Origin of the sequence: Pseudomonas promysalinigenes (assembly GCF_014269025.2) — a bacterium.
GTDB classification, from domain to species: domain Bacteria; phylum Pseudomonadota; class Gammaproteobacteria; order Pseudomonadales; family Pseudomonadaceae; genus Aquipseudomonas; species Aquipseudomonas promysalinigenes.
The window spans coordinates 4,913,782-4,936,367 of record NZ_CP077094.1 but is presented as its reverse complement, the minus strand read 5'-3'; the positions used below and the strand labels follow the sequence as shown (position 1 = coordinate 4,936,367).

At 61.6% G+C, this 22,586-nt stretch carries 23 protein-coding genes and 1 pseudogene; 10 read left to right on the top strand and 14 right to left on the bottom strand.

Annotation, left to right across the window (positions count from 1 at the left end; all coding sequences use genetic code 11):
• Positions 1 to 16: 16 nt before the first annotated feature.
• The gene (gene gmk, locus HU725_RS22330; RefSeq protein ID WP_186476168.1) at positions 17 to 673 is read right to left on the bottom strand and encodes a guanylate kinase; all 657 of its coding nucleotides are present in this window, start codon (positions 671 to 673) and stop codon (positions 17 to 19) included.
• Between the two features lie 13 nt (positions 674 to 686).
• Complete coding sequence (locus HU725_RS22325; protein WP_186476169.1) at positions 687 to 1,550, bottom strand: YicC/YloC family endoribonuclease; 864 nt, start codon at positions 1,548 to 1,550, stop codon at positions 687 to 689.
• Positions 1,551 to 1,755: 205 nt separating this feature from the next.
• On the opposite strand from HU725_RS22325, the gene rph reads away from it, so the two are divergent.
• Entirely contained in the window at positions 1,756 to 2,478 is a 723-nt protein-coding gene (gene rph, locus HU725_RS22320) for a ribonuclease PH (RefSeq protein ID WP_060477229.1), read from the top strand.
• Between the two features lie 61 nt (positions 2,479 to 2,539).
• Here the strand turns inward: rph and crc are convergent, their stop codons facing one another.
• The gene (gene crc, locus HU725_RS22315; RefSeq protein ID WP_008091582.1) at positions 2,540 to 3,319 is read right to left on the bottom strand and encodes a catabolite repression control protein Crc; all 780 of its coding nucleotides are present in this window, start codon (positions 3,317 to 3,319) and stop codon (positions 2,540 to 2,542) included.
• Between the two features lie 80 nt (positions 3,320 to 3,399).
• Here crc and pyrE point away from each other — a divergent pair, with 80 nt between their 5' ends.
• Positions 3,400 to 4,041, top strand: coding sequence for an orotate phosphoribosyltransferase (pyrE, locus tag HU725_RS22310; protein ID WP_060477228.1), 642 nt, complete (start codon positions 3,400 to 3,402; stop codon positions 4,039 to 4,041).
• Positions 4,042 to 4,203: 162 nt separating this feature from the next.
• Here the strand turns inward: pyrE and argB are convergent, their stop codons facing one another.
• The 4 genes and pseudogenes from argB to coaBC all read right to left on the bottom strand — a co-directional run bounded on the left by argB (position 4,204) and on the right by coaBC (position 8,326).
• Positions 4,204 to 5,112 (bottom strand): acetylglutamate kinase, encoded by a 909-nt coding sequence (gene argB, locus HU725_RS22305; protein ID WP_186476170.1) that lies wholly within the window; start codon positions 5,110 to 5,112, stop codon positions 4,204 to 4,206.
• Positions 5,113 to 5,142: 30 nt separating this feature from the next.
• A pseudogene (locus tag HU725_RS22300) lies at positions 5,143 to 6,516 on the bottom strand (phosphomannomutase/phosphoglucomutase); the annotation flags it as partial.
• 137 nt (positions 6,517 to 6,653) lie between these two features.
• Positions 6,654 to 7,109: a dUTP diphosphatase gene (dut, locus tag HU725_RS22295; protein WP_060477225.1), complete on the bottom strand. Its 456-nt coding sequence runs from the start codon at positions 7,107 to 7,109 to the stop codon at positions 6,654 to 6,656.
• A 5-nt stretch (positions 7,110 to 7,114) separates the two neighbouring features.
• Positions 7,115 to 8,326 carry a bifunctional phosphopantothenoylcysteine decarboxylase/phosphopantothenate--cysteine ligase CoaBC gene (coaBC, locus tag HU725_RS22290; protein ID WP_027917018.1) on the bottom strand — a complete coding sequence of 404 codons (1,212 nt, stop codon included), beginning with the start codon at positions 8,324 to 8,326 and terminating at the stop codon, positions 7,115 to 7,117.
• Positions 8,327 to 8,454: 128 nt separating this feature from the next.
• On the opposite strand from coaBC, the gene radC reads away from it, so the two are divergent.
• Positions 8,455 to 9,135 carry a RadC family protein gene (gene radC / locus HU725_RS22285; RefSeq protein WP_060477224.1) on the top strand — a complete coding sequence of 227 codons (681 nt, stop codon included), beginning with the start codon at positions 8,455 to 8,457 and terminating at the stop codon, positions 9,133 to 9,135.
• A gap of 91 nt (positions 9,136 to 9,226) precedes the next feature.
• Here the strand turns inward: radC and HU725_RS22280 are convergent, their stop codons facing one another.
• On the bottom strand, positions 9,227 to 10,816 hold the full coding sequence (locus HU725_RS22280; protein ID WP_186476172.1) for an ABC transporter substrate-binding protein: 1,590 nt from the start codon (positions 10,814 to 10,816) through the stop codon (positions 9,227 to 9,229).
• A gap of 361 nt (positions 10,817 to 11,177) precedes the next feature.
• On the opposite strand from HU725_RS22280, the gene rpmB reads away from it, so the two are divergent.
• Positions 11,178 to 11,414, top strand: coding sequence for a 50S ribosomal protein L28 (gene rpmB, locus HU725_RS22275; RefSeq protein WP_003258972.1), 237 nt, complete (start codon positions 11,178 to 11,180; stop codon positions 11,412 to 11,414).
• 10 nt (positions 11,415 to 11,424) lie between these two features.
• A complete protein-coding gene (gene rpmG, locus HU725_RS22270; RefSeq protein ID WP_003253507.1) occupies positions 11,425 to 11,580 on the top strand; it encodes a 50S ribosomal protein L33 in 156 nt (51 codons plus the stop codon).
• A gap of 72 nt (positions 11,581 to 11,652) precedes the next feature.
• Here rpmG and HU725_RS22265 read toward each other — a convergent pair whose 3' ends face one another.
• Positions 11,653 to 11,853 (bottom strand): hypothetical protein, encoded by a 201-nt coding sequence (locus tag HU725_RS22265; protein WP_060477223.1) that lies wholly within the window; start codon positions 11,851 to 11,853, stop codon positions 11,653 to 11,655.
• Positions 11,854 to 11,950: 97 nt separating this feature from the next.
• Positions 11,951 to 12,310, bottom strand: coding sequence for a cupin domain-containing protein (locus HU725_RS22260; RefSeq protein ID WP_060477222.1), 360 nt, complete (start codon positions 12,308 to 12,310; stop codon positions 11,951 to 11,953).
• A gap of 196 nt (positions 12,311 to 12,506) precedes the next feature.
• Here HU725_RS22260 and HU725_RS22255 point away from each other — a divergent pair, with 196 nt between their 5' ends.
• Together HU725_RS22255 and HU725_RS22250 are read left to right on the top strand one after the other, a co-directional pair.
• Positions 12,507 to 14,000 (top strand): aldehyde dehydrogenase, encoded by a 1,494-nt coding sequence (locus tag HU725_RS22255; RefSeq protein ID WP_186476173.1) that lies wholly within the window; start codon positions 12,507 to 12,509, stop codon positions 13,998 to 14,000.
• Positions 14,001 to 14,138: 138 nt separating this feature from the next.
• On the top strand, positions 14,139 to 15,278 hold the full coding sequence (locus HU725_RS22250; RefSeq protein ID WP_186476174.1) for an MFS transporter: 1,140 nt from the start codon (positions 14,139 to 14,141) through the stop codon (positions 15,276 to 15,278).
• A gap of 2 nt (positions 15,279 to 15,280) precedes the next feature.
• Here the strand turns inward: HU725_RS22250 and HU725_RS22245 are convergent, their stop codons facing one another.
• Together HU725_RS22245 and HU725_RS22240 are read right to left on the bottom strand one after the other, a co-directional pair.
• The gene (locus HU725_RS22245) at positions 15,281 to 16,837 is read right to left on the bottom strand and encodes a phospholipase D family protein (protein WP_186476175.1); all 1,557 of its coding nucleotides are present in this window, start codon (positions 16,835 to 16,837) and stop codon (positions 15,281 to 15,283) included.
• A gap of 61 nt (positions 16,838 to 16,898) precedes the next feature.
• On the bottom strand, positions 16,899 to 18,329 hold the full coding sequence (locus tag HU725_RS22240; protein ID WP_186476176.1) for an aminotransferase-like domain-containing protein: 1,431 nt from the start codon (positions 18,327 to 18,329) through the stop codon (positions 16,899 to 16,901).
• A 179-nt stretch (positions 18,330 to 18,508) separates the two neighbouring features.
• Between HU725_RS22240 and HU725_RS22235 the strand changes: the two genes are divergently transcribed.
• Complete coding sequence (locus HU725_RS22235; protein ID WP_060477218.1) at positions 18,509 to 18,739, top strand: DUF1127 domain-containing protein; 231 nt, start codon at positions 18,509 to 18,511, stop codon at positions 18,737 to 18,739.
• Between the two features lie 87 nt (positions 18,740 to 18,826).
• Here the strand turns inward: HU725_RS22235 and HU725_RS22230 are convergent, their stop codons facing one another.
• On the bottom strand, positions 18,827 to 20,119 hold the full coding sequence (locus tag HU725_RS22230; RefSeq protein ID WP_186476177.1) for an NAD(P)/FAD-dependent oxidoreductase: 1,293 nt from the start codon (positions 20,117 to 20,119) through the stop codon (positions 18,827 to 18,829).
• Positions 20,120 to 20,222: 103 nt separating this feature from the next.
• Here HU725_RS22230 and HU725_RS22225 point away from each other — a divergent pair, with 103 nt between their 5' ends.
• Positions 20,223 to 20,576 (top strand): YkgJ family cysteine cluster protein, encoded by a 354-nt coding sequence (locus HU725_RS22225; RefSeq protein WP_186476178.1) that lies wholly within the window; start codon positions 20,223 to 20,225, stop codon positions 20,574 to 20,576.
• A gap of 2 nt (positions 20,577 to 20,578) precedes the next feature.
• Here the strand turns inward: HU725_RS22225 and HU725_RS22220 are convergent, their stop codons facing one another.
• Entirely contained in the window at positions 20,579 to 21,067 is a 489-nt protein-coding gene (locus HU725_RS22220) for an Lrp/AsnC ligand binding domain-containing protein (protein WP_060477215.1), read from the bottom strand.
• Positions 21,068 to 21,220: 153 nt separating this feature from the next.
• Between HU725_RS22220 and dadA the strand changes: the two genes are divergently transcribed.
• Positions 21,221 to 22,525 carry a D-amino acid dehydrogenase gene (dadA, locus tag HU725_RS22215; protein ID WP_060477214.1) on the top strand — a complete coding sequence of 435 codons (1,305 nt, stop codon included), beginning with the start codon at positions 21,221 to 21,223 and terminating at the stop codon, positions 22,523 to 22,525.
• The last annotated feature ends 61 nt before the right edge of the window (positions 22,526 to 22,586 follow it).

Below are 22,586 nucleotides of genomic sequence, written 5' to 3'. Positions count from 1 at the left end.
TGCGGCCCCTTCCGTTTCAGCCTATCAACTGCTTGAGCAGCGCTTGATGGCGCTGCTGTTGTTTCTCAAGCTTGAGTTCTTCGGCGCGGGCGAGCGCGGCAGCATCACCCTCGCGGTTGGCCGCGAACACAGCTTTCAAATCTTCCAGCGCTTCGTTGAAGTCGTCATTGACGATGACGTATTCGTACTCATCGTAATGCACCATCTCGCTGACCGCTTCCTTCATACGCCCGGCGATGATCGCTTCGCTGTCCTGGCCGCGACCGTCCAGGCGCTGGCGTAGCGCTTGCTGGCTGGGCGGCAGGATGAACACCGAACGTGCCTCGGGCATCAGCTTGCGTACCTGCTGAGCGCCTTGCCAGTCGATCTCCAGGATCAGGTCGTTGCCCTGGTCGAGCACCTGCTGCAGGGCACTACGCGAAGTACCGTAGAAGTTACCGAACACTTCGGCGTGCTCAAGGAAGTCACCCTTGGCGATCAGCCCCTTGAAGTCGTCGTGGCTGACGAAGTGGTAGTTCACACCGTGCTGCTCGCCCGGGCGCATGGCACGGGTGGTGTGCGAGACCGAGACACTGACCCGCGGGTCGGCTTCGATGAGGGCAGTGACCAGGCTGGTCTTGCCGGCGCCAGAGGGTGCCGAAACGATATAGAGGGTGCCGCTGGTTGGATTCATGGTAGGGGTGGCCTTACTCGATGTTCTGTACTTGTTCACGCATTTGTTCGATCAACACCTTCAGGTTGACCGCCGCTTGCGTGCTGCGTGGGTCGAAGGCCTTGGAGCCCAGGGTGTTGGCTTCGCGGTTGAGTTCCTGCATCAGAAAATCCAGGCGTCGACCGGCGGCGCCGCCGGACTTGAGCACCCGGCGCACTTCGTTGACGTGAGTGCTGAGGCGGTCCAGCTCTTCGGCAACGTCGCTTTTCTGTGCCAGCAGCACCATCTCCTGCTCCAGGCGCTGCGGGTCGAGCTCGGCCTTGAGGTCGCCGAAACGATCGATGATCTTCTGCCGCTGGGCGGCGAGCATTTGCGGTACGAGGGTGCGCAAGGTGCTGACCTCTTGGGTCATGCTGTCCAGGCGCTCGTTGATGAGCTTAGCCAGCTCCTGGCCCTCGCGCTGACGCCCGGCCTTGAGCTCGGCCAAAGCTTCATCGAACAGCGCCACGGCTTCGGCGTTCAAGGCCTGCGGGTCAGTGGCATCGGCTACCAGCACGCCCGGCCAGGAAAGCACCTCCAGTGGATTGAGCGCTGCCGGTTGCTTGATCAGGCCGGCGACCTCTTCGGCAGCTGCGACCAGTTGCGCGGCCCGCTCGCGATCAACCTTGAGCGGCTTGCCGTTGCTGTCCTCATGCAGGCGCAGGGTGCATTCGACCTTGCCGCGTGAAAGGCCCTGGCGCAGGCCCTCGCGCACCGCGCCTTCAAGGTCGCGCAGGGCGTCCGGCAGGCGCAGGTGAGGCTCAAGATAGCGGTGGTTGACCGAGCGCAATTCCCAGACCAGGGTGCCTTGGCTGCCTGCGCGCTCGACACGAGCAAAAGCGGTCATGCTGTGCACCATGGGAACTACCTCGTGTAAATGAATTGAAGGCGCGCGATTGTAGCGCAGTGCGCCCTTGGCGCCCAATCCGGCCATGTTACAGAGCAGGTGCGCACAAATGGGAAAAGGCGACAGGCTGCCAGGCGCGCGACAATAGGCATGTCCTCTGCGGGCCACGGGCTCTATAATGGCCGGCAGATTCAAAGTCCCAGTACAGGTATCCCAGATGAAACGTCCAAGTGGTCGCGCCGCCGATCAGCTCCGCTCGATCCGCATCACCCGCAACTACACCAAGCACGCCGAAGGGTCGGTACTGGTCGAGTTCGGTGACACCAAGGTCATCTGCACGGTCAGCGTCGAAAACGGCGTACCGCGCTTCCTCAAAGGCCAGGGCCAAGGCTGGCTGACCGCCGAATACGGCATGCTGCCGCGCTCTACCGGCGAGCGGAACCAGCGCGAGGCCAGCCGTGGCAAGCAAGGTGGCCGTACCCTAGAGATCCAGCGCCTGATCGGCCGTTCGCTGCGCGCCGCGCTGGACATGAGCAAGCTCGGTGACATCACGCTGTACATCGACTGTGACGTGATCCAGGCCGACGGCGGTACCCGCACCGCGTCCATCACTGGCGCCATGGTCGCCCTTTGCGACGCGCTGGCCGTGATCAAGAAGCGCGGTGGCCTTAAAGGCGGCAATCCGCTCAAGCACATGATCGCTGCTGTCTCGGTGGGTATGTACCAAGGCGAGGCCGTATTGGACCTGGACTACCTGGAAGACTCCGCTGCCGAAACTGACCTGAATGTGGTCATGACCAGTGCCGGCGGTTTCATTGAAGTCCAGGGTACCGCCGAAGGTGCGCCATTCCAGCCTGAAGACTTCAACGCCATGCTGGCGCTGGCGCAAAAGGGCATGACCGAAATCTTCGAACTGCAGCAGGCCGCCCTGGCTGACTGACAGCTCCTGCAGGTAAAAAAAAGCCGACGTGAAGTCGGCTTTTTTTATGCTTCATGATGCTTCAGATGGTCAACGTCCAGTCGTAGTCGACGATCAGCGGCGCATGTTGCGAGAAGCGCGGCTGACGCGGCAGCCGGGCATTGCGCACGAAGCGGCGCAGGCCCGGCGTGAGGATCTGGTAGTCGAACCGGTAGCCCAGGTTGAGCATCTCGGCCTGCTCGTTGTCCGGCCACCAGCTGTACTGGTCGCCTTCACGGCTGACTTCGCGCAGGGCATCGACATAACCCATGTCGCCTGTAATCGCATCCATCCATGCCCGTTCCGGCGGCAGGAAGCCCGGCGATTGCTGGCTGTCACGCCAGTTCTTGATGTCCAGCTTCTGCTGTGCCACGTAGAACGAGCCGCAGTAGATGTACTCGCGACGTTTGCGACGCTGCTTGTCCAGGTACTTGGCGAAGTCGTCCATCAACTTGAATTTCTGGTTCAAGTCTTCGTCGCCGTTCATGCCCGAAGGCAGCAGCAGGCTGGCAATACTGACTTTGTCGAAATCTGCTTGCAGGTAACGCCCGTAGCGGTCGGCTGTCTCGAAACCCAGGCCGGTGATGACTGCCTTGGGCTGCATGCGCGAATAAAGTGCCACACCACCTTGGGCGGGTACCTCCGCGTCGCAGGCATAAAGGAAATAGCCATCGAGCTGGAAAGCTGGGTCGTCGAGTTCAAAGGCCGAGGCGCGGGTATCCTGAAGGCAGATGACGTCGGCATTCTGGGCTTGCAACCAGCTGAGCAAACCACGCTCGGCCGCAGCCTGAATGCCATTCACGTTCACACTGATGATCCGCATAAATGGCCCCAAAAATCTCGTGCGTGTATGATACCCGAGCTCAACCCATTTAGCTAAATCCGTGGTGTCCGGGACTTTACATGCAGCCGTATCAGCGCGACTTCATCCGTTTTGCCATCGATCGCGGCGTGCTGCGCTTCGGTGAATTCACCCTGAAATCGGGGCGTACCAGCCCGTATTTCTTCAATGCCGGCCTGTTCAACACAGGTTCCGCCCTGGCCCAACTGGGCCGCTGCTACGCGGCAGCCATCGTTGATAGCAAGATCCCCTTCGACGTGCTGTTCGGCCCAGCCTACAAGGGTATTCCCCTGGCGGCAGCCACTGCCGTGGCTTTGGCCGAGCAGCATCAGCTCGACGTGCCTTGGTGCTTCAACCGCAAGGAAGCCAAGGATCACGGCGAAGGCGGCAGCCTGGTAGGCGCCCCCTTGGCTGGTGATGTCCTGATCATCGACGACGTGATCACTGCCGGTACGGCGATTCGCGAAGTCATGCAGATCATCAGTGCACAGCAGGCCAAGGCCGCTGGCGTGCTGATCGCGCTTAACCGCGAAGAGCGCGGCAATGGCGAGCTGTCGGCGATCCAGGAAGTGGAACGTGACTTCGGCATTCCGGTGGTCAGCATCGTTTCGCTGACCCAGGTGCTGGAATTCCTGGCAGACGACCCGCAGCTCAAGCAGCACCTGCCGGCTGTCGAGGCTTATCGGGCGCAGTACGGGATCTGATCCTGGCTTGGTAATGCAAAAGGCGACCTTCGTGAGAGGGTCGCCTTTTTTGTTGCCTGTAGCGGCGCTTTTTCGCAGGTGAGCCCCACCGGTACGGTACTGCCGCTGGAGCGCAGTGACTTTCCGGTGGGGCGGGTTTGCCCGCGAAGCGGTTAGTACAGGTTAAGCGTGGCGCTTGCGATTAGTGATCAGGGTGCCGACACCGCTGTCGGTGAAGATTTCCAGCAGCACGGCATTCGGCACACGGCCATCGATGATGTGCGAGCTGTTTACCCCACCCTGGACGGCTTCCAGCGCGCATTTGATCTTCGGCAGCATGCCGCCGTAGATGGTGCCATCGGCGATCAGCTCGTTGACCTGTTCGGTGGTCAGGCCAGTGAGGACTTCGCCTTGCTTGTCCATCAGGCCAGCGATGTTGGTCAGCAGCATCAGCTTTTCTGCCTTCAGCGCTTCAGCCACCTTGCCGGCCACCAGGTCGGCGTTAATGTTGTACGACTCGCCGTCGACGCCCACGCCAATAGGCGCGATCACCGGGATGAAGTCGCCTTTGACCAACATGTTCAGCAGGTCGGTGTTGACGCTGACCACTTCACCCACGTGACCGATGTCGATGATTTCTGGCTGGGTCATCTCCGGCGTCTGACGCGACACGGTGAGCTTTTTCGCGCGAATAAGCTCAGCGTCCTTGCCAGTCAGGCCGATGGCGCTGCCGCCATGACGGTTGATCAGGTTGACGATGTCCTTGTTGACCTGACCGCCCAGGACCATCTCGACCACGTCCATGGTCGCGGCGTCGGTGACACGCATCCCATCGATGAAGTGGCTTTCGATCGACAGGCGCTTGAGCAGGTCGCCGATCTGCGGGCCGCCACCGTGTACCACCACCGGGTTGATACCCACGGCCTTCATCAGCACGATGTCACGGGCGAACCCGGTTTTGAGCTCTTCGCTCTCCATCGCGTTGCCGCCGTACTTGATCACCAGAGTCTTGCCGACAAAGCGGCGAATGTAAGGCAGTGCTTCGGACAAAACCTCGGCTACATGGGAAGCGGCTTCGCGATCGAGGGTCATGCAGGGCTCCTGTGAGGAACAGATAATCGGTCAGAACGGCAGTTGCAGCTCAGGGGCAACCCGCAGCAACTGGGCGCGGAAAACATCCTTGATACGTTGCAACTCGGCGGCGCTGTCGGCCTCGAAGCGCAATACCAGCACCGGTGTGGTGTTGGAGGCGCGAACCAGGCCCCAGCCATTGGGGTAGTCGACCCGTACACCGTCGATGGTTGTCAGGCTGGCTTGGCCCCAATCGGCGTCGCGTTGCAATGCATCAATGATGCTGAATTTACCCTCGTCGGTCACATCAATATTGATTTCCGGCGTGGAAATATCGTTCGGGAAGGCGGCGAACAGGTCTTCGGCGCTCTGCGAGGCCTTGCTGAGGATCTCCAGCAGCCGCGCTGCGCTGTAGATCCCATCGTCGAAACCGTACCAGCGTTCCTTGATGAAGATGTGCCCGCTCATTTCACCCGCCAGCAGCGAGCCGGTCTGCTTCATCTTCTTCTTGATCAACGAGTGGCCGGTCTTCCACATCAGCGCACGGCCACCGTGCTGTTCGATCAGCGGGGTCAGGCGGCGGGTGCATTTGACGTCGAAGATGATCTGAGCACCTGGATTGCGCTCCAGCACGTCCAGGGCAAACAGCATCAGCAGGCGGTCGGGGTAGACGATGCTGCCGGTATTGGTCACCACGCCCACACGGTCGCCATCGCCGTCGAAGGCCAGGCCGATGTCAGCGCCGGTTTCCTTAACCTTGGCGATCAGGTCTTCGAGGTTTTCCGGTTTGCCTGGGTCTGGGTGGTGGTTGGGGAAGTTGCCGTCAACCTCACAGAACAGTGGGATGACCTCACAGCCCAAGGCTTCGATCAGCTGCGGCGCGATCACGCCAGCGGCGCCGTTACCACAATCGACCACCACTTTGAGCTTCTTCGCCAGCTTCACGTCGTCGACGATCTGGTGGAAATAGCGATCCAGGATCTCGACCTTTTGCACACTGCCTTCGCCGCGCGGCACGTCGTTGGTCTTCAGGCGCGTCAGCAGGGCCTGAATCTGCTCGTTGGCCAGGGTGTCGCCAGCGATGACGATCTTGAAGCCGTTGTAGTCCGACGGGTTATGGCTGCCAGTGAGCATCACGCCGGACTTGCCAGCCAGCACATTGGCAGCGAAATACAATGCCGGAGTGGGCACCAGGCCAACGTCGCTGACCTGGCAGCCGGCATCGGCCAACCCTTTGATCAGTTGCTCGACCAGCATCGGGCCGGACAGGCGGCCATCGCGGCCTACCGAAATTTGCGGTTCGCCCTGGGCGATGGTCTGGGCGCCGATGGCGCGGCCGATCCAGTAGGCCGTTTCGCCATGCAGGGTCTTGCCGACCACGCCGCGGATGTCATAAGCGCGGAAGATGCTATCCGGCAGCGCCGGAACCAGGTTGGCCATGTCGTTCATCGTGGGAAGCTCCGTTAGTCAAAGGCTTTTTTCTGGCAGGCAAAAACAGCACGCTTGGACGGTGAAATCACCACAGAGTTCGCCATCCCTGGCCTGAACGGTCGTGGATGGGCTCAGTGGCTACCAGAATGGCCGAAACCGCCTGTGCCACGCTGGCTTTCGTCGAAGTGCTCGACGATGTCGAAATGCGCTTGTACCACAGGTACCAGGACAAGCTGTGCAATCCGCTCGCCAACGGCGATGGTGAACGGCGCATTGCCCCGGTTCCAGCACGACACCATCAGCTCACCTTGGTAGTCCGAGTCGATCAGCCCGACCAGGTTGCCAAGCACGATACCGTGCTTGTGCCCCAGGCCCGAGCGCGGCAGGATCATCGCCGCAAGGCCCGGGTCACCGATGTAGATGGACAGGCCGGTGGGGATGAGCAAGGTCTGGCCCGGCTCCAGAACCGTGTCTTCCTTGAGCAGGGCGCGCAGGTCGAGCCCGGCGGAGCCTGGGGTGGCGTATTGCGGCAGTGGAAATTCACTGCCCAGGCGTGGGTCGAGGATCTTGGCTTGAAGAGCGTGCATGTAACTTATTGAACCTGATTGAGCCGTTCGGCGATGAAGGCGACCAGTTGGCGGGCGATCTTGCCCTTGCTGGTTTGCGCGAAGAGGGTTTGATGCTGCTGGCGGTCGATCACGGTCAGGGCATTTTCCTCGCTGTTGAAGCCGATGCTGGGGTTAGCCACATCATTGGCGACAATCAGGTCGAGGTTCTTGTCCTTGAGCTTGCGCGTAGCGTAATCGAGCAAATGTTCGGTCTCGGCGGCGAAGCCAACACTGAATGGCCGGTCGGCACGGCCAGCGAGGGTGGCAAGGATATCGGGATTGCGCACCATCTGCAGCAGCATGCCGTCGCCAGTCGTAGGATCCTTCTTGAGTTTTTGCGGGGCGACGACCTCGGGACGGTAGTCCGCAACCGCAGCTGAAGCGATGAACAAGTCGCATGGCATGGCGGCTTCACAGGCCGCGAGCATGTCCCGCGCACTGACCACGTCGATCCGCTGCACGCGATCAGGTGTGGGCAGGTGCACCGGCCCGGTCACCAGGGTGACCCGAGCACCGGCCTCGGCAGCCGCTTCGGCCAAAGCGAAACCCATCTTCCCGGAGCTATGATTGGTGATGTAGCGCACCGGGTCGATGTTTTCCTGGGTAGGTCCGGCGGTGATCAGCACATGCTTGCCGGTCAGTGCCTGGCGCTTGAAGCTTTCTGCAGCGCACCAGGCCAGGTCGGTGGCTTCGAGCATGCGCCCCAGGCCCACGTCGCCACAGGCCTGGCTGCCCGAGGCCGGGCCGAACACCTGGATGCCTCGGCTCTTGAGCAGTTCCAGGTTGGCCTGGGTGGCCGGGTCGCGCCACATCGCCTGGTTCATTGCCGGGGCCACGGCCACGGTGGCGTCAGTGGCCAGCACCAGGGTGGTCAGCAGGTCATCGGCCATGCCTTGGGCCAGCCGCGCCATCAGGTCGGCGGTGGCCGGGGCGATCAGTACCAGGTCGGCCCACTTGGCCAGTTCGATGTGGCCCATGGCCGCTTCGGCGGCAGGGTCGAGCAGATCCATGTGCACCGGGTGGCCGGACAGCGCCTGCAGAGTCAGCGGGGTGATGAATTCGGCACCCCCACGGGTCATGACGACGCGCACCTGCGCGCCGTGCTCCAGGAGTCGGCGAATCAGCTCGGCGCTTTTGTAGGCGGCGATGCCGCCTCCGACGCCAAGAACGATTCGCTTGCGATACAGCCGCTGCATAGGCTTGCCTTTTTCCAGTGAGAGCGGGCGACGACGTTTGAAGATGCCTGCGGCAGAACGTCGCATGTACGAGGCGAAATAGATTAACACAGGGCCTAAATAGGCCGCAGCAAGGGCAGGGAGCAGCGATGAATATCAGGGAGTGGCCGCTGAAGGAGCGGCCGAGGGAGAAATTGTTGCAACGCGGCGCCGGGTTGTTGTCGGATGCCGAGCTGGTCGCAGTGCTGTTGGGCTCGGGCGTTTCCGGGCGCAACGTAGTGGACCTGGCGCGGGGGCTGCTGGCGCGTTTTGGTGGCCTCAGGCAGTTTCTGGAGGCCGACCGTGAAACCGTGTTGCGGGAGCCTGGCATGGGGCCGGTGAAGTATGCGCAGCTGCAGGCGCTGCTGGAGATTGGCCGGCGCTACCTGGACGCTGGCATCGAGCGCTCGCCAGCACTGGAGAGCCCAGTTGCGGTGCGCCGCTACCTCAAGGCCATGCTGCGGCATGAGAGCAGCGAAGTGTTCGGGTGTCTGTTTCTCGACTCCAAGCATCGGCCGCTGGCGTTCGAGATCCTCTTCAGGGGCACCATAGACCGGGCGAGCGTCTACCCGCGTGAAGTGGTGCGCCGGGCGCTGCAGCACAACGCGGCAGCGCTGATCCTGTGCCACAACCACCCCTCGGGCAGCTGCGAACCCAGCCAGGACGACGTGCAGCTGACGCTGTCATTGAAGCGGGGCTTGGGGTTGATCGATGTGCGGGTGCTTGACCACATCATCATTGGCGACAGGGAGCCGCTGTCGATGGTCGAGCAGGGGTGGATTGGGGGCTGAGGTGCAGGCCTTGAGGTATTTGGCGCCTGGGAGATCGAGCGCCGCGCGGGCGGCGCTCGATCTGCCAGGCGCCGCCCCTCTCAAGGCGGACTCAGCGATTAACCGAAACCTTACTGAAATCCAGCCGCCCGAACGGGCTCACCTGATAACCCTCAACCCCCTGACGCAACAGCGTGGCTGCCGTCGGATGCGCCAGCGGCACCCACAGCGCCTGCTGCTGAATCAGCGTCTGGGCCTGCTGGTACAACCGGCTGCGCACGCTCTGGTCGTTGGTCGTACGCCCGGCGCTGATCAGCTGATCCAGGCGGTTGTCGCAGAACCGTGCGAAATTGGTCCCCGACTGCACCGCCGCGCAGGAAAACTGAGGGCTAAGGAAATTGTCCGGGTCGCCGTTGTCGCCAGCCCAGCCCATGAACAGCAAATCATGCTCACCGGCCTTGGCCCGGCGGATCAGCTCACCCCACTCGATCACGCGGATTTCGGCCTTGATGCCGATCTTGGCAAGGTCCGCCTGCAGCATTTGCGCTCCAAGGCTCGGGTTGGGGTTGAGCAGGCTGCCCGAAGGGCGGGTCCAGATCGTCGTGCTGAAGCCTTCGGCCAAGCCGGCCTTGGTTAGCAATGCCTTGGCTTTGGCCTGATCCAGGGGGTAGCCTGGCAAGTCCTTGGCATAGCTCCAGGTATTGGGCGGGTAGGGGCCGTTGGCTGCGGTTGCGGTACCTTCGAACACGGCCTTCAGATAGGCCTGCTTGTCGAAAGCCAGGTTTATCGCCTGGCGTACTTCAGGCTTGTCCAGCGGCGGGTGCTGGCTGTTGATGGCGACGAAAGCGGTCATGAACGCCGGTGTAGTGGCGACCTTGAGGCTTAAGTCATTGCTGGCTTCGGCGATATCCAACGGCTTGGGCGACAAAGCCACCTGGCACTCGTTGCGCTTGAGCTTTTGCAAGCGCACGTTGGCATCGGTGGTGATGGCGAAAATTAGCGGGTCGACCGCAGGCTTGCCGTCGAAGTAGTCGGGGTTGGCGCGGTAGCGCACCACAGCGTCTTTCTGGAAGCGCTGGAACACGAACGGGCCGGTTCCGATCGGTTGGCTGTTGAGCTTCTCCGGGCTGCCTTCCTTGAGCAGCTTATCGGCGTATTCGGCCGAGTAGATCGAGGCAAAGCCCATGCTCAGGGTCGCCAGAAAGGTGGCGTCGGCGTGGGCCAGGGTGAAGCGCACAGTGTTCGGCGCTGGGGCCTCAATGCCCTTGATCAGGCTGCCCAGTTGCAGCGACTGGGCGTGCGGGTAGCCACCGGGGGCGGTCTTGTGCCAGGCATGGGCGGGGTAAAGCATGCGCTGGAAGCTGAACAGCACGTCGTCGGCGTTGAGCTCGCGGGTCGGCTTGAAGTACGGCGTTGTGTGAAACTTCACACCCTCGCGTAGCTTGAAGTCATACACCAGGCCGTCGGCCGAGACGCTCCAGCTTTGTGCCAGGCTCGGCACCACCTTGCCTTTGGCCGCGTCGAATTCGACCAGGCGGTTCATCAGCATGTCAGCCGAGGCGTTGGTGGTGGTCAGCGAGTTGTACTGGACCACGTCGAAGCCTTCAGGGCTGGCCTCACTGCACACGCTCAGCGGTGCGGCCTGGGCAGCGCCTGCGGCGATCAGAGAGCTTAACAATAAGGAAAGGGCAGCAGCACGCATCGTGGCTCCTTGGCTGGTCAGTGGCCCATCTGCCGGTGCAGTCTGGAAACGTCCTACCCTAGTGCGGGTTTTCGCAAATGACCACCTTCTTTTTCAGGTGCTTGGCGACGAGCGGTCGACAGTGTGCTGGGCGAGTCGTTATGCTGCTCGCGCGCAATTTGCAGCACACTGAAGCTCATCTTCTGTTGTTGCGGCGTAGTCTTTCTGGTATAAAGCAGCGCTCTTTTCTAGGGGCTCGGCCTGTCGCATCAGCGAATCCGGTCGATAAGACCTCCAGAATCACGGCGCCTAGCGCCAAAGACTGAGAGATTAAGCGGCCAACCCATGCCGGGTTGGGCATGTGGTTTTAGAGGGCTGAGTCATGTCGAGAGTCTGTCAAGTTACTGGTAAGGGTCCAGTAACCGGGAACAACATTTCCCACGCAAACAACAAAACCCGTCGTCGTTTCCTGCCGAACCTGCAGCACCACCGTTTCTGGGTTGAATCCGAGAAGCGTTTCGTGCGTCTGCGCGTCTCTGCCAAAGGCATGCGCGTCATTGACAAGCGTGGTATCGACGTAGTGCTGGCCGAGCTGCGCGCTCGCGGCGAAAAGTTCTAAGGAGAACGTCATGCGTGAATTGATCCGTCTGGTTTCGAGTGCTGGCACTGGCCACTTCTACACCACCGACAAGAACAAGCGCACCACTCCGGACAAAATCGAGATCAAGAAATACGATCCGGTTGTTCGCAAGCACGTGGTGTACAAGGAAGCCAAGATCAAGTAATTGATCGGCGACCTAAAAAAACCCGCATCCGTAAGGACGCGGGTTTTTTTTTGCCAACGACAGGCTGCGGGTTCAGGCGATGTTCAAATCGGTGATGAAGTTGGACTCATCAACGCTGATGAAGATTCGGTCGGAACGAAGGTCTCGGGTCGAGAAATCCTTGGGGCCGACTGCGATGTGCAGCCCGGTAAGAGCCAGGATGTAGGGCTTAACGCTATCGGTGTAGGGTGTACCGATCACGTGACGAGCAGGGGCAAGAATATCAGTGGTCATGATGCGTCCTTCCAATGTGATGCCCAGGATCGGGCCCCATCATGATTCCCCTTGCTGTCAGCATTTTTGCGTTAGATAGATGCCACGCATGCCGCGATCATTTCGCTTCGAACATCACATAGATCTTCCGGCAAGCTTCCAGCACCTCCCAGCTCCCTTTGAAGCCCGCAGGGATGACGAACCGGTCGCCGGCACGCAGGGTCTTGGCACCGCCATCCTGGTCACGCAGTACCGAAACACCCTGCACGATCTCGCAATACTCATGTTCGGTGTAGTTCACCGTCCATTGCCCCACCTCGCCTTCCCAAACGCCCGCGGCAAACTGCCCACATGGGCTGGAATAGTGGTTGTACACAGCCTGGTCCGGCTCACCTTTGAGGATTTTTTCCGCCGCCGGGCGGTAGCGTTCGGCTTCGGTGAGAACCTGGGCGAAGTCGACGATGCTGGCGATACTCATGGTAAGGCTCCTGTTGTTGTTTAATAAAATGCACATCAGTAGGCTTTTGGGCCGTTCGTGTCAAATATATTGATAGTTTACCCGCGCTGGTTTAGGGTATCGCTTGCCTGTGTGCGCTCGTCGCCCGGCCAGAATTCTGACAACGCCTGTGAGTCCTCAGTGCGGCGTTGCACCTAAACAAGAGGAGGAGTTTCGTATGACCACCCTGACCCGTGCAGATTGGGAACAACGTGCCCAACAACTGAAGATCGAAGGCCGCGCCTTCATCAACGGCGAATACACCGACGCCGCATCCGGTGAAACATTCGACTGCCTGAGCCCGGTCGACGGACGCTTCCTGGCCAAAGTTTCCAGCTGCGACCTGGCCGACGCCAACCGCGCCGTAGAGAATGCCCGCGCCACCTTCGACTCCGGCGTCTGGTCGCAGCTGGCGCCGGCCAAGCGCAAGGCCACGCTGATCCGCTTCGCCGACCTGCTGCGCAAGAACGTCGAAGAGCTAGCCCTGCTGGAAACTCTGGACATGGGCAAGCCGATCAGCGATTCCTCCAGCATCGACATCCCAGGCGCCGCGCAAGCCATTCATTGGACAGCCGAAGCCATCGACAAAGTCTACGACGAAGTTGCGCCGACGCCACACGACCAGCTTGGCCTGGTTACCCGTGAGCCGGTTGGCGTGGTCGGTGCCATCGTGCCTTGGAACTTCCCACTGCTGATGGCCTGCTGGAAGCTCGGCCCGGCTTTGGCTACCGGTAACTCGGTGGTGCTCAAACCGTCCGAAAAGTCTCCATTGACCGCCATCCGCATCGCTCAGCTGGCCATTGAGGCTGGCATCCCGGCGGGCGTGCTCAACGTGCTGCCAGGCTATGGCCACACCGTGGGCAAGGCCCTGGCCCTGCACATGGACGTCGATACCCTGGTGTTCACCGGTTCCACCAAAATCGCCAAGCAGCTGATGGTTTACGCTGGCGAGTCGAACATGAAACGCATCTGGCTGGAAGCCGGCGGCAAAAGCCCGAACATCGTCTTCGCCGACGCCCCGGACCTGCAAGCCGCCGCTGAAGCTGCCGCCAGTGCTATCGCCTTTAACCAGGGCGAAGTCTGCACCGCCGGCTCGCGCCTGCTGGTCGAGCGCTCGATCAAGGACAAGTTCCTGCCGATGGTTATCGAAGCCCTCAAAAGCTGGAAGCCAGGTAACCCGCTGGACCCACAGACCACTGTAGGGGCTCTGGTGGACACCCAGCAGATGAATACCGTGCTGTCCTACATCGAGGCAGGCCATAAAGATGGTGCCAAGCTGCTGGCCGGTGGCAAGCGTACCCTGGAAGAGACTGGCGGCACCTATGTCGAGCCGACCATCTTCGACGGCGTTACAAATGCCATGCGCATTGCCCAGGAAGAAATCTTCGGCCCAGTGCTCTCGGTGATCGCCTTCGATACCGCCGAGCAAGCCATCGCCATCGCCAACGATACCCCGTACGGCCTGGCTGCTGGTATCTGGACCGCGGATATCTCCAAAGCTCACAAGACCGCCCGGGCCGTGCGCGCTGGCAGTGTCTGGGTCAACCAGTACGACGGCGGCGACATGACCGCACCGTTCGGTGGCTTCAAACAGTCGGGTAACGGCCGTGACAAGTCGCTGCATGCCCTGGAGAAGTACACCGAGCTGAAGGCTACCTGGATCAAGCTGTAATTCCGGCGGGCCTACGCTGCCCATTCGCGGGTAGACCCGCTCCTGTTGGTACTGCACTGCTCTGACCGGCGGTGGGTCCTGTAGGAGCGGGTTTACCCGCGAATGGGCCATGGAAAATTCTTGGGCTGGGAGGCTGCAATGCGTTGGGGAACCTACTTTGCCGTGCTGGCATCAGTGCTCAGTGTTGGGCTAGCGCTGGGCGTGAGCATGCCGCTGGTGTCCCTGCGCCTGGAGGCTTGGGGCTACGGTGGGTTCGCCATCGGCGTGATGGCGGCGATGCCGGCGCTGGGCGTGCTGCTCGGTGCCAGCCTGGCCAGCCGCCTGGCAGGTTGGTTAGGCGTGCCTACAGCCATGCGCGTGTGCCTGTGGGGTGGCGCGCTGTCCATTGGCCTGGTTGCACTGCTGCCCAGCTACCCCCTGTGGCTGGCGCTGCGCCTTCTGATCGGCATGTCCCTGACAGTGGTGTTCATCCTTGGCGAGAGTTGGATCAACCAGCTGGTAGTGGAGCAATGGCGCGGCCGCCTGGTAGCGTTGTATGGCAGCAGCTACGCATTGAGCCAGCTGGCCGGGCCATTGGTGCTGGGCTTGCTCGGGTCTGAGGGTGACTTTGGCTTCTGGAGCGCTACCGCGCTATTGCTGCTGGCGCCCTTGCTTCTGCTTGGCCGCAGTGGCGCACCGAGCACCGATGCCTGCAGCGTGAGCTTCGCAGACCTCTTCGCCTTCTGTCGCCGCTTGCCGATAATCGCGTGGGCCGTGGCGCTGTTTGCCGCTTTCGAGGCAATGATTCTGACCTTGCTGCCGGTGTATTGCCTGCAACAGGGCTTCAGCACTGAAATCGCCTTGTTCATGGTCAGCACCGTTGTGGTAGGGGATGCTGTGTTGCAGTTGCCAATTGGTGCATTGGCCGACCATATGTCTCGCCAGGCGCTATTCACCGGTTGTGCCGTGACCCTGATGGTTTCCAGCCTGGCGATTCCGCTACTGCTGGAAACACCGTTGATCTGGCCGCTTTGGGTTCTGTTCGGCGCCAGTGCCGGTGGCCTGTTCACCTTGTCGCTGATCTTCATTGGTGAACGCTACCGCGATGATGCCCTTGTGCGGGCCAATGCCCACGTGGCGCAGCTGTGGGGCATCGGCTGCCTGCTTGGGCCATTACTGGCAGGTGCGGGCAGTCAGTGGGTCAGCGGCCATGCTTTGTTGTGGCTGATGGCGGCGGGGGCGGCTGGCCTGGTGGTACTGACCCGCAGGCGCGGGGCGTTCGAGCCAGCCCCGCTCTGAGCCTAAAGCATTCGCTCCAGCCCGACCGCTTTGCTGATCCAGGCATTGAAGCGTCGCCAGAGGCCCCCGGGCTCTGAGGTCAGGGTGTGCAGCTGGCCATTGTCCTCGGTCTCCCAGACCAGTTTGTGGCCCTGCAGCTTGACGTGGTAACTCAATGCCGGCGCCATACCCTGCTCGGCCAGTTCGCGGGTGTATTCGGCCAGTTCCGGGCTGTCGACCAGTACGCCGACTTCCGTATTCCACAGCACCGAGCGCGGGTCGAAGTTGAAAGAGCCAACGAAGGTCTTGCGCCGGTCGAAGACGATGGCCTTGGTGTGCAGGCTGGAGTCCGAGCTGCTGCCATGCAGGCTCAGGCGTGAGGGCGCCGGGTCGCCGGGCTGGCGACGTAGTTCGAACAGCTCTACACCGTGCTCCAGCAGGGCGCGGCGATAGGGCGCATAACCGCCATGCACCGCCGGCACATCGGTAGCCTCCAGCGCGTTGGTCAGCAATTTCACCGATGCTCCGGCGTCGGCCCGGCCCGTGAGGTACAGCAAGCCTGGCTCACCCGGCACGAAATAGGCCGACATCAGGATCAGTTCACGGTGCACGCTGGCCAAGTCTGGTGCCAGCTGCCGGCTCAACAGCAGCTGCGGGTCTGGCTCATTGTCGGCCAGCACTTTGCTCGGGGCATCCCACAAGGCCTGGGCGTGAGCCCAGATCAGCTCATTGCGCCACACATCCAGGCGCGGTTGCGACTGGTAGGACATCAGCCGGTCATAAAGCGCTTTGCGTTGCACTCGCGCCTGGGCCAGCGACACCTCCAGGCGCTCGCGGCTGTCGCGCAGGTCGTCGGCATTCGGCGTGTGCCAGAGAAAATCAGTGATCGGGCGGCTTAGCGCGCTGTTCCAGTACTGGTCGAAACTATGCCCCAGCTGCTCGGCCACCGGGCCGACTCCCAGCAGGTCGATGTCGGTGAAGTTTAGGTTGGGTTCGGCATCGAAGTACTCGTCCCCCAGGTTGCGTCCGCCGACGATGGCCATGCTGTTGTCCACTAGGAACAACTTGTTGTGCATGCGCCGGTGCTGGCGAGACAGGTTGAACAGGCGGCCAACCGCACGCGTGACCCCTGTGCTGCGCCCAAGATGCAAGGGGTTGAACACGCGAATCTGTATGTTCGAGTGCGCAGCGAGGGTGCCCATGATGGTGTCCAGGCCATCGCTGGTGGTGTCGTCGAGCAGAATGCGCACGCGCACGCCGCGGTCAGCTGCACGCAGCAGTTCATGCACCAGCGCGCGGGTACTCAAGCCGTCGTGGACGATGTAGTACTGCAGGTCGATACTCGCCTGGGCATTGCGGATCAGCTCGGCCCGGGCGCGAAACGCCTCGTTGCTGTTGGGCAACAAGCGAAAACCCGAACGCCCCTCATAAGGGGCAGCCTGGCGCAGCACCGAGCGGCCGAAGGCTGATTCGCTGGCAGGCAGTGCCTGGCTGGTTTGGCGGGGCTTATCGACGCTGGCGCAGCCGCTAAGGCCGAGCAGTAGCACCAGCAGCAGAGGCATGGCTCGCTGGAGTCTCAAGGGGTGGACCGTCCTGTAGGCAAAAGCGCTTGAGGGTTGGACTGGTAAAGACCGCGCAAAGTTACGCCGGGATGAGGGCTTCATCCAGTAGACCATGAGCGGTTTCACCCACCTTGCGCACTGCCGCTTCGATTTGCGGGGTTGCCCGCGCGGCGAAATTCATGCGCAGGCAATGGCGAAACTTGCCTGAAGCCGAAAAGATGCTGCCCACCGCAACTTGCACGCCTTGCTCCAGTAAAGCGCGGTTTAGCCGCAGCGTGTCGAAATGCTCGGGCAATTCCACCCAGAGCATGAAGCCGCCTTGGGGGCGGCTGACCCGGGTGCCTGGCGGAAAATAACGGGTCACCCAGTCGCTCATCAGGTCGCGCCCGCGCTGATATTGGCTGCGCATGCGCCGCACATGGGGCTGGTAATGGCCGGCAGCGATGAAATCGGCAATCGCTAGCTGCGGCTGGGTGGCAGTGCTGCCTGTGCTGATGTATTTCATGTGCAGCACGCGCTCAAGATACCGCCCTGGCGCGACCCAGCCAATGCGCAGGCCAGGGGCGAGGGTCTTGGAGAAGGAGCTGCACAGCAGCACGCGACCATCGTCGTCGAACGATTTGACAGTACGTGGGCGCGGGTAGGTATAAGCCAGGTCGCCATACACATCGTCTTCGAGGATGGCCACGTCGTAGCGCTGGGCCAGGCTCAGCAGGGCCTTCTTGCGTGGCTCAGGCATGATGTAGCCCAGCGGGTTGTTGCAGCTTGGGGTGATCTGAATCAGCTTGATTGGCCATTGCTCCAGTGCCAGCTCCAACGCTTCGAGGCTAATGCCAGTGACCGGATCTGTTGGGATTTCCAAGGCCTTCATGCCCAGCCCTTTGAGGGTTTGCATGGCGCCATGAAAGCTTGGTGAGTCGACCGCAACGATGTCGCCAGGCTGGCACACAGCACGGATGCTGCATGAGAGTGCCTCGTGGCAGCCGGTGGTAACCACCAGGTCGGCCGGGGCGAGGCGGCAGCCGGAGTCGAGCATCAGCCGGGCGATTTGCTCGCGTAGCGCCAGGTTGCCGTGAATGTTGTCGTAGTACAGGCCCGGCATGTCTTGGCGCCGGCTGAGTTGGGCAAGGCTGCGCAGCAGCGGCTTGAGGGTCGGGCTGTCGATGTCGGGCATGCCGCGGCCTAACTGGATCACGTCCTGGCGTGGGGTGCTGCGCACCAGTTCCAGCACCTGCTCCCATTGCGAAATGTCCACTGGGCGCTGCGCCGGTCGGCTTACCGCAGGCAGCGCCGCAAGTTGGCGGTGGTCGCTGACGAAGTATCCCGACTTGGGCCGTGGAGAAACCATGCCGCTGTCTTCGAGCATCCGGTAGGCCTGCTGCACGGTACTAAGGCTGACACCGTGCTCCATGCTCAAGGCGCGTACCGACGGCAGGCGCTGGCCGGGGCGATACAGGCCTTGCTCGATGCGAGCGCCAAGCAGTTCGGCAAGGTTCAAGTAGAGGGTCACGGCATACTCCCAAGGCTATCGTTGGATGCGACCAGTACAGATGTGTCGAAAATACAGCATTCAGCCGTCAAACTGTCGATTCTGTATGGAAATAATAACCCTTCATTGGATCTGTATTGTAAGGGCTGCCCAAAGGCATGCTTTCTCCACGGGTACACACTTGACGGGAGAGGGCAGCGATGGGAGGCATGAGCGATGTGCGCTTGCAACTTTTGGCCAAGGAGCTGGGCGCTGAGCAGCGCACCAAGGTGTTCGATGCGCCGGCAGGTCTGGGCCGCTGGGGGTTGATGGTGCACCGCTGGCGCACCCGTCGAGAGCTGCTGCAATTGGATGATGAGCAGCTGCGGGATATCGGGTTGAGCTGGGAGCAGGCGCGGGAGGAGGGCTGCAAACCCTTCTGGAAGGGCTAACCAATCATCGATGGACTTCACTGAGCCTGGCTATGGCCTCTTCGCGGCTAAAGCCCGAGCCCACTGGGATCGGGCTGACCGAAGGTGCTACACCAGCTCTTTGAGCCGGTGCCAGAGCATCCCCAGGGCCAGTATGGGCGAGCGAAGGAGCTTGCCGCCTGGGAAGGTGACATGGGGCACCTTGGCGAACAGGTCGAAACGCCCTTGCTGCTGGCCACTGATCGCCTCGCCCAGCAGGCGCGCGGCCAGGTGAGTGGCGTTGACGCCGTGGCCGGCATAAGCCTGGGCATAGTAGACGTTGGCCTGGCGAGGCAGGCGACCGATCTGTGGCAGGCGGTTGGCGCCGATGCCGATCATGCCGCCCCACTGATAATCGATGCGTACATCTGCCAGCTGCGGGAATACCTTGAGCATCTTCGGCCGCATATAGGCCGCGATGTCTTTCGGATCGCGGCCTGAGTAATGGCAGGCCCCACCGAACAGCAGGCGGCGGTCGGCCGAAAGGCGATAGTAGTCCAGCGCCACCCGCTGGTCACACACGGCCATGTTCTGCGGCAACAGTTGCCGGGCACGTTCTTCGCCAAGCGGCTCGGTGGCGATGATGTAGCTGCCAGCAGGTAGCACCTTGCCGCCAAGCTCCCGATCCAGATCATTGAGGTAGGCATTGCAGCAAAGTACCAAGGTATTGGCACGCACCCGGCCTTGAGCCGTGTGCACCTGCACTTGAGGGCCATAGTCGATGCGCGTGACCTGCGACTGCTCGTAAAGCTGCACGCCCAGACGGCTGGCGGCGGCGGCTTCACCCAAAGCCAGGTTGAGCGGGTGCAAATGGCCCGAGCCCATGTCGATCAGCCCGCCGACATAGCGATCTGAGCCGACCACGCTGTGCATGTCGTCCTTGCCCACCAGGCGCAGTTCATGGCGATAGCCGAGGCTTTGCAATTGTTCGGCATCCTCGGCAAAACCCTTGAGCTCGTCGGGCTTGTTGGCCAGGTCGCAGTAACCCCAGGTCAGGTCGCAGGCGATGGCATGACGCTCGACCCGTTCACGCACGATGTCCACAGCCTCCAATCCCATCAGCCGCATGCTGCGCACACCTTCCTCGCCGATCACCGGCGCGAACTGCTCCAGGCCATGGCCGACCCCACGAATCAACTGGCCGCCATTGCGTCCGCTGGCGCCCCAGCCAAGCTTGCGTGCTTCCAGGAGGATTACCGAGAAACCACGTTCGGCCAGCTCGATGGCAGTGTTCAGGCCCGAGTAGCCACCACCGACGATACACACGTCGGCGCGGTGTTCGCCTTGCAGGAAGGAGTGGCCCGGGTGTGGCGCGCTGCTGGCGGCGTAGTAGGAGGCGGCATGCTGCGCGCTGTGGATCATGAGCAAGGTCCTGTAGCGGGTTGGGATGTTGGAGAATAAGCCGTAGCCATTCGATTGGCCCTATAATTCAAGCCTGATTTCACTGTCAATTTCGTACCTAGCCATGTCCTGCAACCGCCACAAGATCCATTTCCTGCGCGAGCTCATTCCTGCTTTCGAATGCGAACCTGGCTGCCACGATTGCTGCGGGCCGGTCACCACCTCGGCTGAAGAAATGGCCCGCCTGCCGCGCAAGACCCGCGCCGAGCAGGATATCGCGCTTGAGCACCTGAACTGCGTGCACCTGGGCCCCGAGGGCTGCACCGTTTACGACGAGCGGCCGATGATCTGCCGCTTGTTCGGCACCACGCCACGGCTGCCGTGCCCCCGTGGCCGTGGGCCAAACCCGCTGATCGAGCCCGAGGCCGAGCAGCTGGTTCACCGGTTCATCGCCAGCACCCGGCAGGTGCTGGTCTAGCCTCAGTCAGGGATGGGCAGGCAGAGGCTCTCTTTGACTTCTTCCATCACGATGTAGCTCTTGGATTCGCGCACATGCGGCAGCTTCAGCAGGATGTCGCCAAGCAGCTTGCGATACGAGGCCATTTCCGAGATGCGCGCTTTGACCAGGTAGTCGAAGTCGCCGGAAACCAGGTGGCACTCCAGCACATGGGGCAGCTTGAGCACTGCACGGCGAAATTCTTCGAAGGTGTCGCCAGATTTATAGTCCAGGCTGATTTCCACGAACACCAGCAAGCTGCCCTTGAGCTGCTGCGGGTTCAACCTGGCGTTGTAGCCCATGATGATGCCTTCGCGCTCCAGGCGACGTACACGTTCGGTGCAAGGTGTGGTGGAAAGCCCAACTTTCTCGCCCAGTTCGGTGAAGGAGATACGCCCGTCGTTCTGCAGGATACGCAGGATGTTACGGTCGATCTTGTCCAGTTCACGCTTGCTCTGGTGCTGGGTTCTCATAGGGGATGCCCCTCCGTGGAAGGCGATTTTGCCGAGAATTCTCGCCAATAATAGGCTTTTATATAGTGAATAGCACTGGGCTGAGATTCTTATACTGCGCGCATCGACGCTATATCAACAAAATTGCGGTGCGCCGCGTGCGAGGGATGAACGATGCGAGTATTGGTACTTGGTAGCGGTGTGATCGGTACCGCCAGTGCCTATTATCTGGCCCGGCAAGGCTTCGAGGTAACCGTGGTCGACCGCCAGCCGGCAGTGGCTCTGGAAACCAGCTTTGCCAACGCAGGCCAGATCTCGCCCGGCTATGCCTCGCCCTGGGCTGCCCCTGGTGTGCCGCTAAAAGCCATCAAGTGGCTGCTCGAGCGCCACGCTCCCCTTGCCATCAAGTTGACTGGGGATGTCGACCAGTACCTGTGGATGGCTCAGATGCTGCGTAACTGCACGGCCAGCCGCTACGCGGTGAACAAGGAGCGCATGGTGCGCCTGTCCGAGTACAGCCGCGACTGCCTCGATGAGTTGCGTGCCGAAACCGGGATTGCCTACGAAAACCGTAGCCTGGGTACTACTCAGCTGTTCCGCACCCAGGCTCAGGTCGACGCCGCGGCCAAGGACATCGCCGTACTGGAGCAGTCCGGTGTGCCTTACGAGCTGCTCGACCGCGATGGTATCGCCCGTGTCGAGCCGGCGCTGGCGGGAGTCAAAGACATCCTGGCCGGTGCCCTGCGCCTGCCCAACGACCAGACCGGTGACTGCCAGTTGTTCACCACCAAGCTTGCCGAGATGGCGGTCCAACTGGGCGTAGAGTTCCGTTTCGGCCAGGACATCCAGCGCCTGGACTTCGCTGGCGACCGCATCAATGGCGTCTGGATCGACGGTAAGCTGGAGACAGCCGACCGCTACGTGCTGGCCTTGGGCAGCTATTCCCCGCAGATGCTCAAGCCGCTGGGCATCAAGGCCCCGGTGTATCCGCTCAAGGGATACTCGCTGACCGTGCCGATTACCCATGCCGACATGGCGCCAACCTCGACCATCCTCGACGAGACCTACAAAGTGGCGATCACTCGTTTCGACAACCGCATCCGGGTTGGCGGCATGGCTGAAATCGCAGGTTTCGACCTGTCGCTGAACCCGCGTCGACGTGAAACGCTGGAGATGATCGTCAACGACCTTTATCCTCGCGGCGGCGACCTTAGCCAGGCCAGTTTCTGGACCGGCCTGCGCCCGGCGACCCCGGACGGTACACCTATCGTCGGTGCCACGGCGTTTCGCAACCTGTTCCTGAACACCGGCCACGGCACGCTGGGCTGGACCATGGCCTGCGGTTCGGGCCGTTTGCTGGCTGACCTGATTGCGCGCAAGAAGCCGCAGATCAGTGCCGAAGGCCTGGATATCTTCCGCTATGGCAAGCGCCCGGAAGCCGCTAAGCACGGCCGCACCGAGCCTGCTCATCAGCAGTGAGGTTGCCTGTACCGGGCCCTTCGCGGCTAAAGCGTCTCCAACAGCTCACTTGGTTGCTGTA

Coding starts and splice junctions, on each gene's coding strand:
- HU725_RS22220 (WP_060477215.1), bottom strand. CDS start 21,067: ATGAGAACCCAGCACCAGAGCAAGCGTGAACTGGACAAGATCGACCGT.
- HU725_RS22230 (WP_186476177.1), bottom strand. CDS start 20,119: ATGATCCACAGCGCGCAGCATGCCGCCTCCTACTACGCCGCCAGCAGC.
- HU725_RS22225 (WP_186476178.1), top strand. CDS start 20,223: ATGTCCTGCAACCGCCACAAGATCCATTTCCTGCGCGAGCTCATTCCT.
- HU725_RS22280 (WP_186476172.1), bottom strand. CDS start 10,816: ATGCGTGCTGCTGCCCTTTCCTTATTGTTAAGCTCTCTGATCGCCGCA.
- rpmG (WP_003253507.1), top strand. CDS start 11,425: ATGCGTGAATTGATCCGTCTGGTTTCGAGTGCTGGCACTGGCCACTTC.
- HU725_RS22255 (WP_186476173.1), top strand. CDS start 12,507: ATGACCACCCTGACCCGTGCAGATTGGGAACAACGTGCCCAACAACTG.
- HU725_RS22235 (WP_060477218.1), top strand. CDS start 18,509: ATGGGAGGCATGAGCGATGTGCGCTTGCAACTTTTGGCCAAGGAGCTG.
- HU725_RS22325 (WP_186476169.1), bottom strand. CDS start 1,550: ATGGTGCACAGCATGACCGCTTTTGCTCGTGTCGAGCGCGCAGGCAGC.
- gmk (WP_186476168.1), bottom strand. CDS start 673: ATGAATCCAACCAGCGGCACCCTCTATATCGTTTCGGCACCCTCTGGC.
- HU725_RS22260 (WP_060477222.1), bottom strand. CDS start 12,310: ATGAGTATCGCCAGCATCGTCGACTTCGCCCAGGTTCTCACCGAAGCC.
- rpmB (WP_003258972.1), top strand. CDS start 11,178: ATGTCGAGAGTCTGTCAAGTTACTGGTAAGGGTCCAGTAACCGGGAAC.
- dut (WP_060477225.1), bottom strand. CDS start 7,109: ATGCACGCTCTTCAAGCCAAGATCCTCGACCCACGCCTGGGCAGTGAA.
- rph (WP_060477229.1), top strand. CDS start 1,756: ATGAAACGTCCAAGTGGTCGCGCCGCCGATCAGCTCCGCTCGATCCGC.
- pyrE (WP_060477228.1), top strand. CDS start 3,400: ATGCAGCCGTATCAGCGCGACTTCATCCGTTTTGCCATCGATCGCGGC.
- dadA (WP_060477214.1), top strand. CDS start 21,221: ATGCGAGTATTGGTACTTGGTAGCGGTGTGATCGGTACCGCCAGTGCC.
- radC (WP_060477224.1), top strand. CDS start 8,455: ATGAATATCAGGGAGTGGCCGCTGAAGGAGCGGCCGAGGGAGAAATTG.
- coaBC (WP_027917018.1), bottom strand. CDS start 8,326: ATGCAGCGGCTGTATCGCAAGCGAATCGTTCTTGGCGTCGGAGGCGGC.
- HU725_RS22265 (WP_060477223.1), bottom strand. CDS start 11,853: ATGACCACTGATATTCTTGCCCCTGCTCGTCACGTGATCGGTACACCC.
- crc (WP_008091582.1), bottom strand. CDS start 3,319: ATGCGGATCATCAGTGTGAACGTGAATGGCATTCAGGCTGCGGCCGAG.
- argB (WP_186476170.1), bottom strand. CDS start 5,112: ATGACCCTCGATCGCGAAGCCGCTTCCCATGTAGCCGAGGTTTTGTCC.
- HU725_RS22250 (WP_186476174.1), top strand. CDS start 14,139: ATGCGTTGGGGAACCTACTTTGCCGTGCTGGCATCAGTGCTCAGTGTT.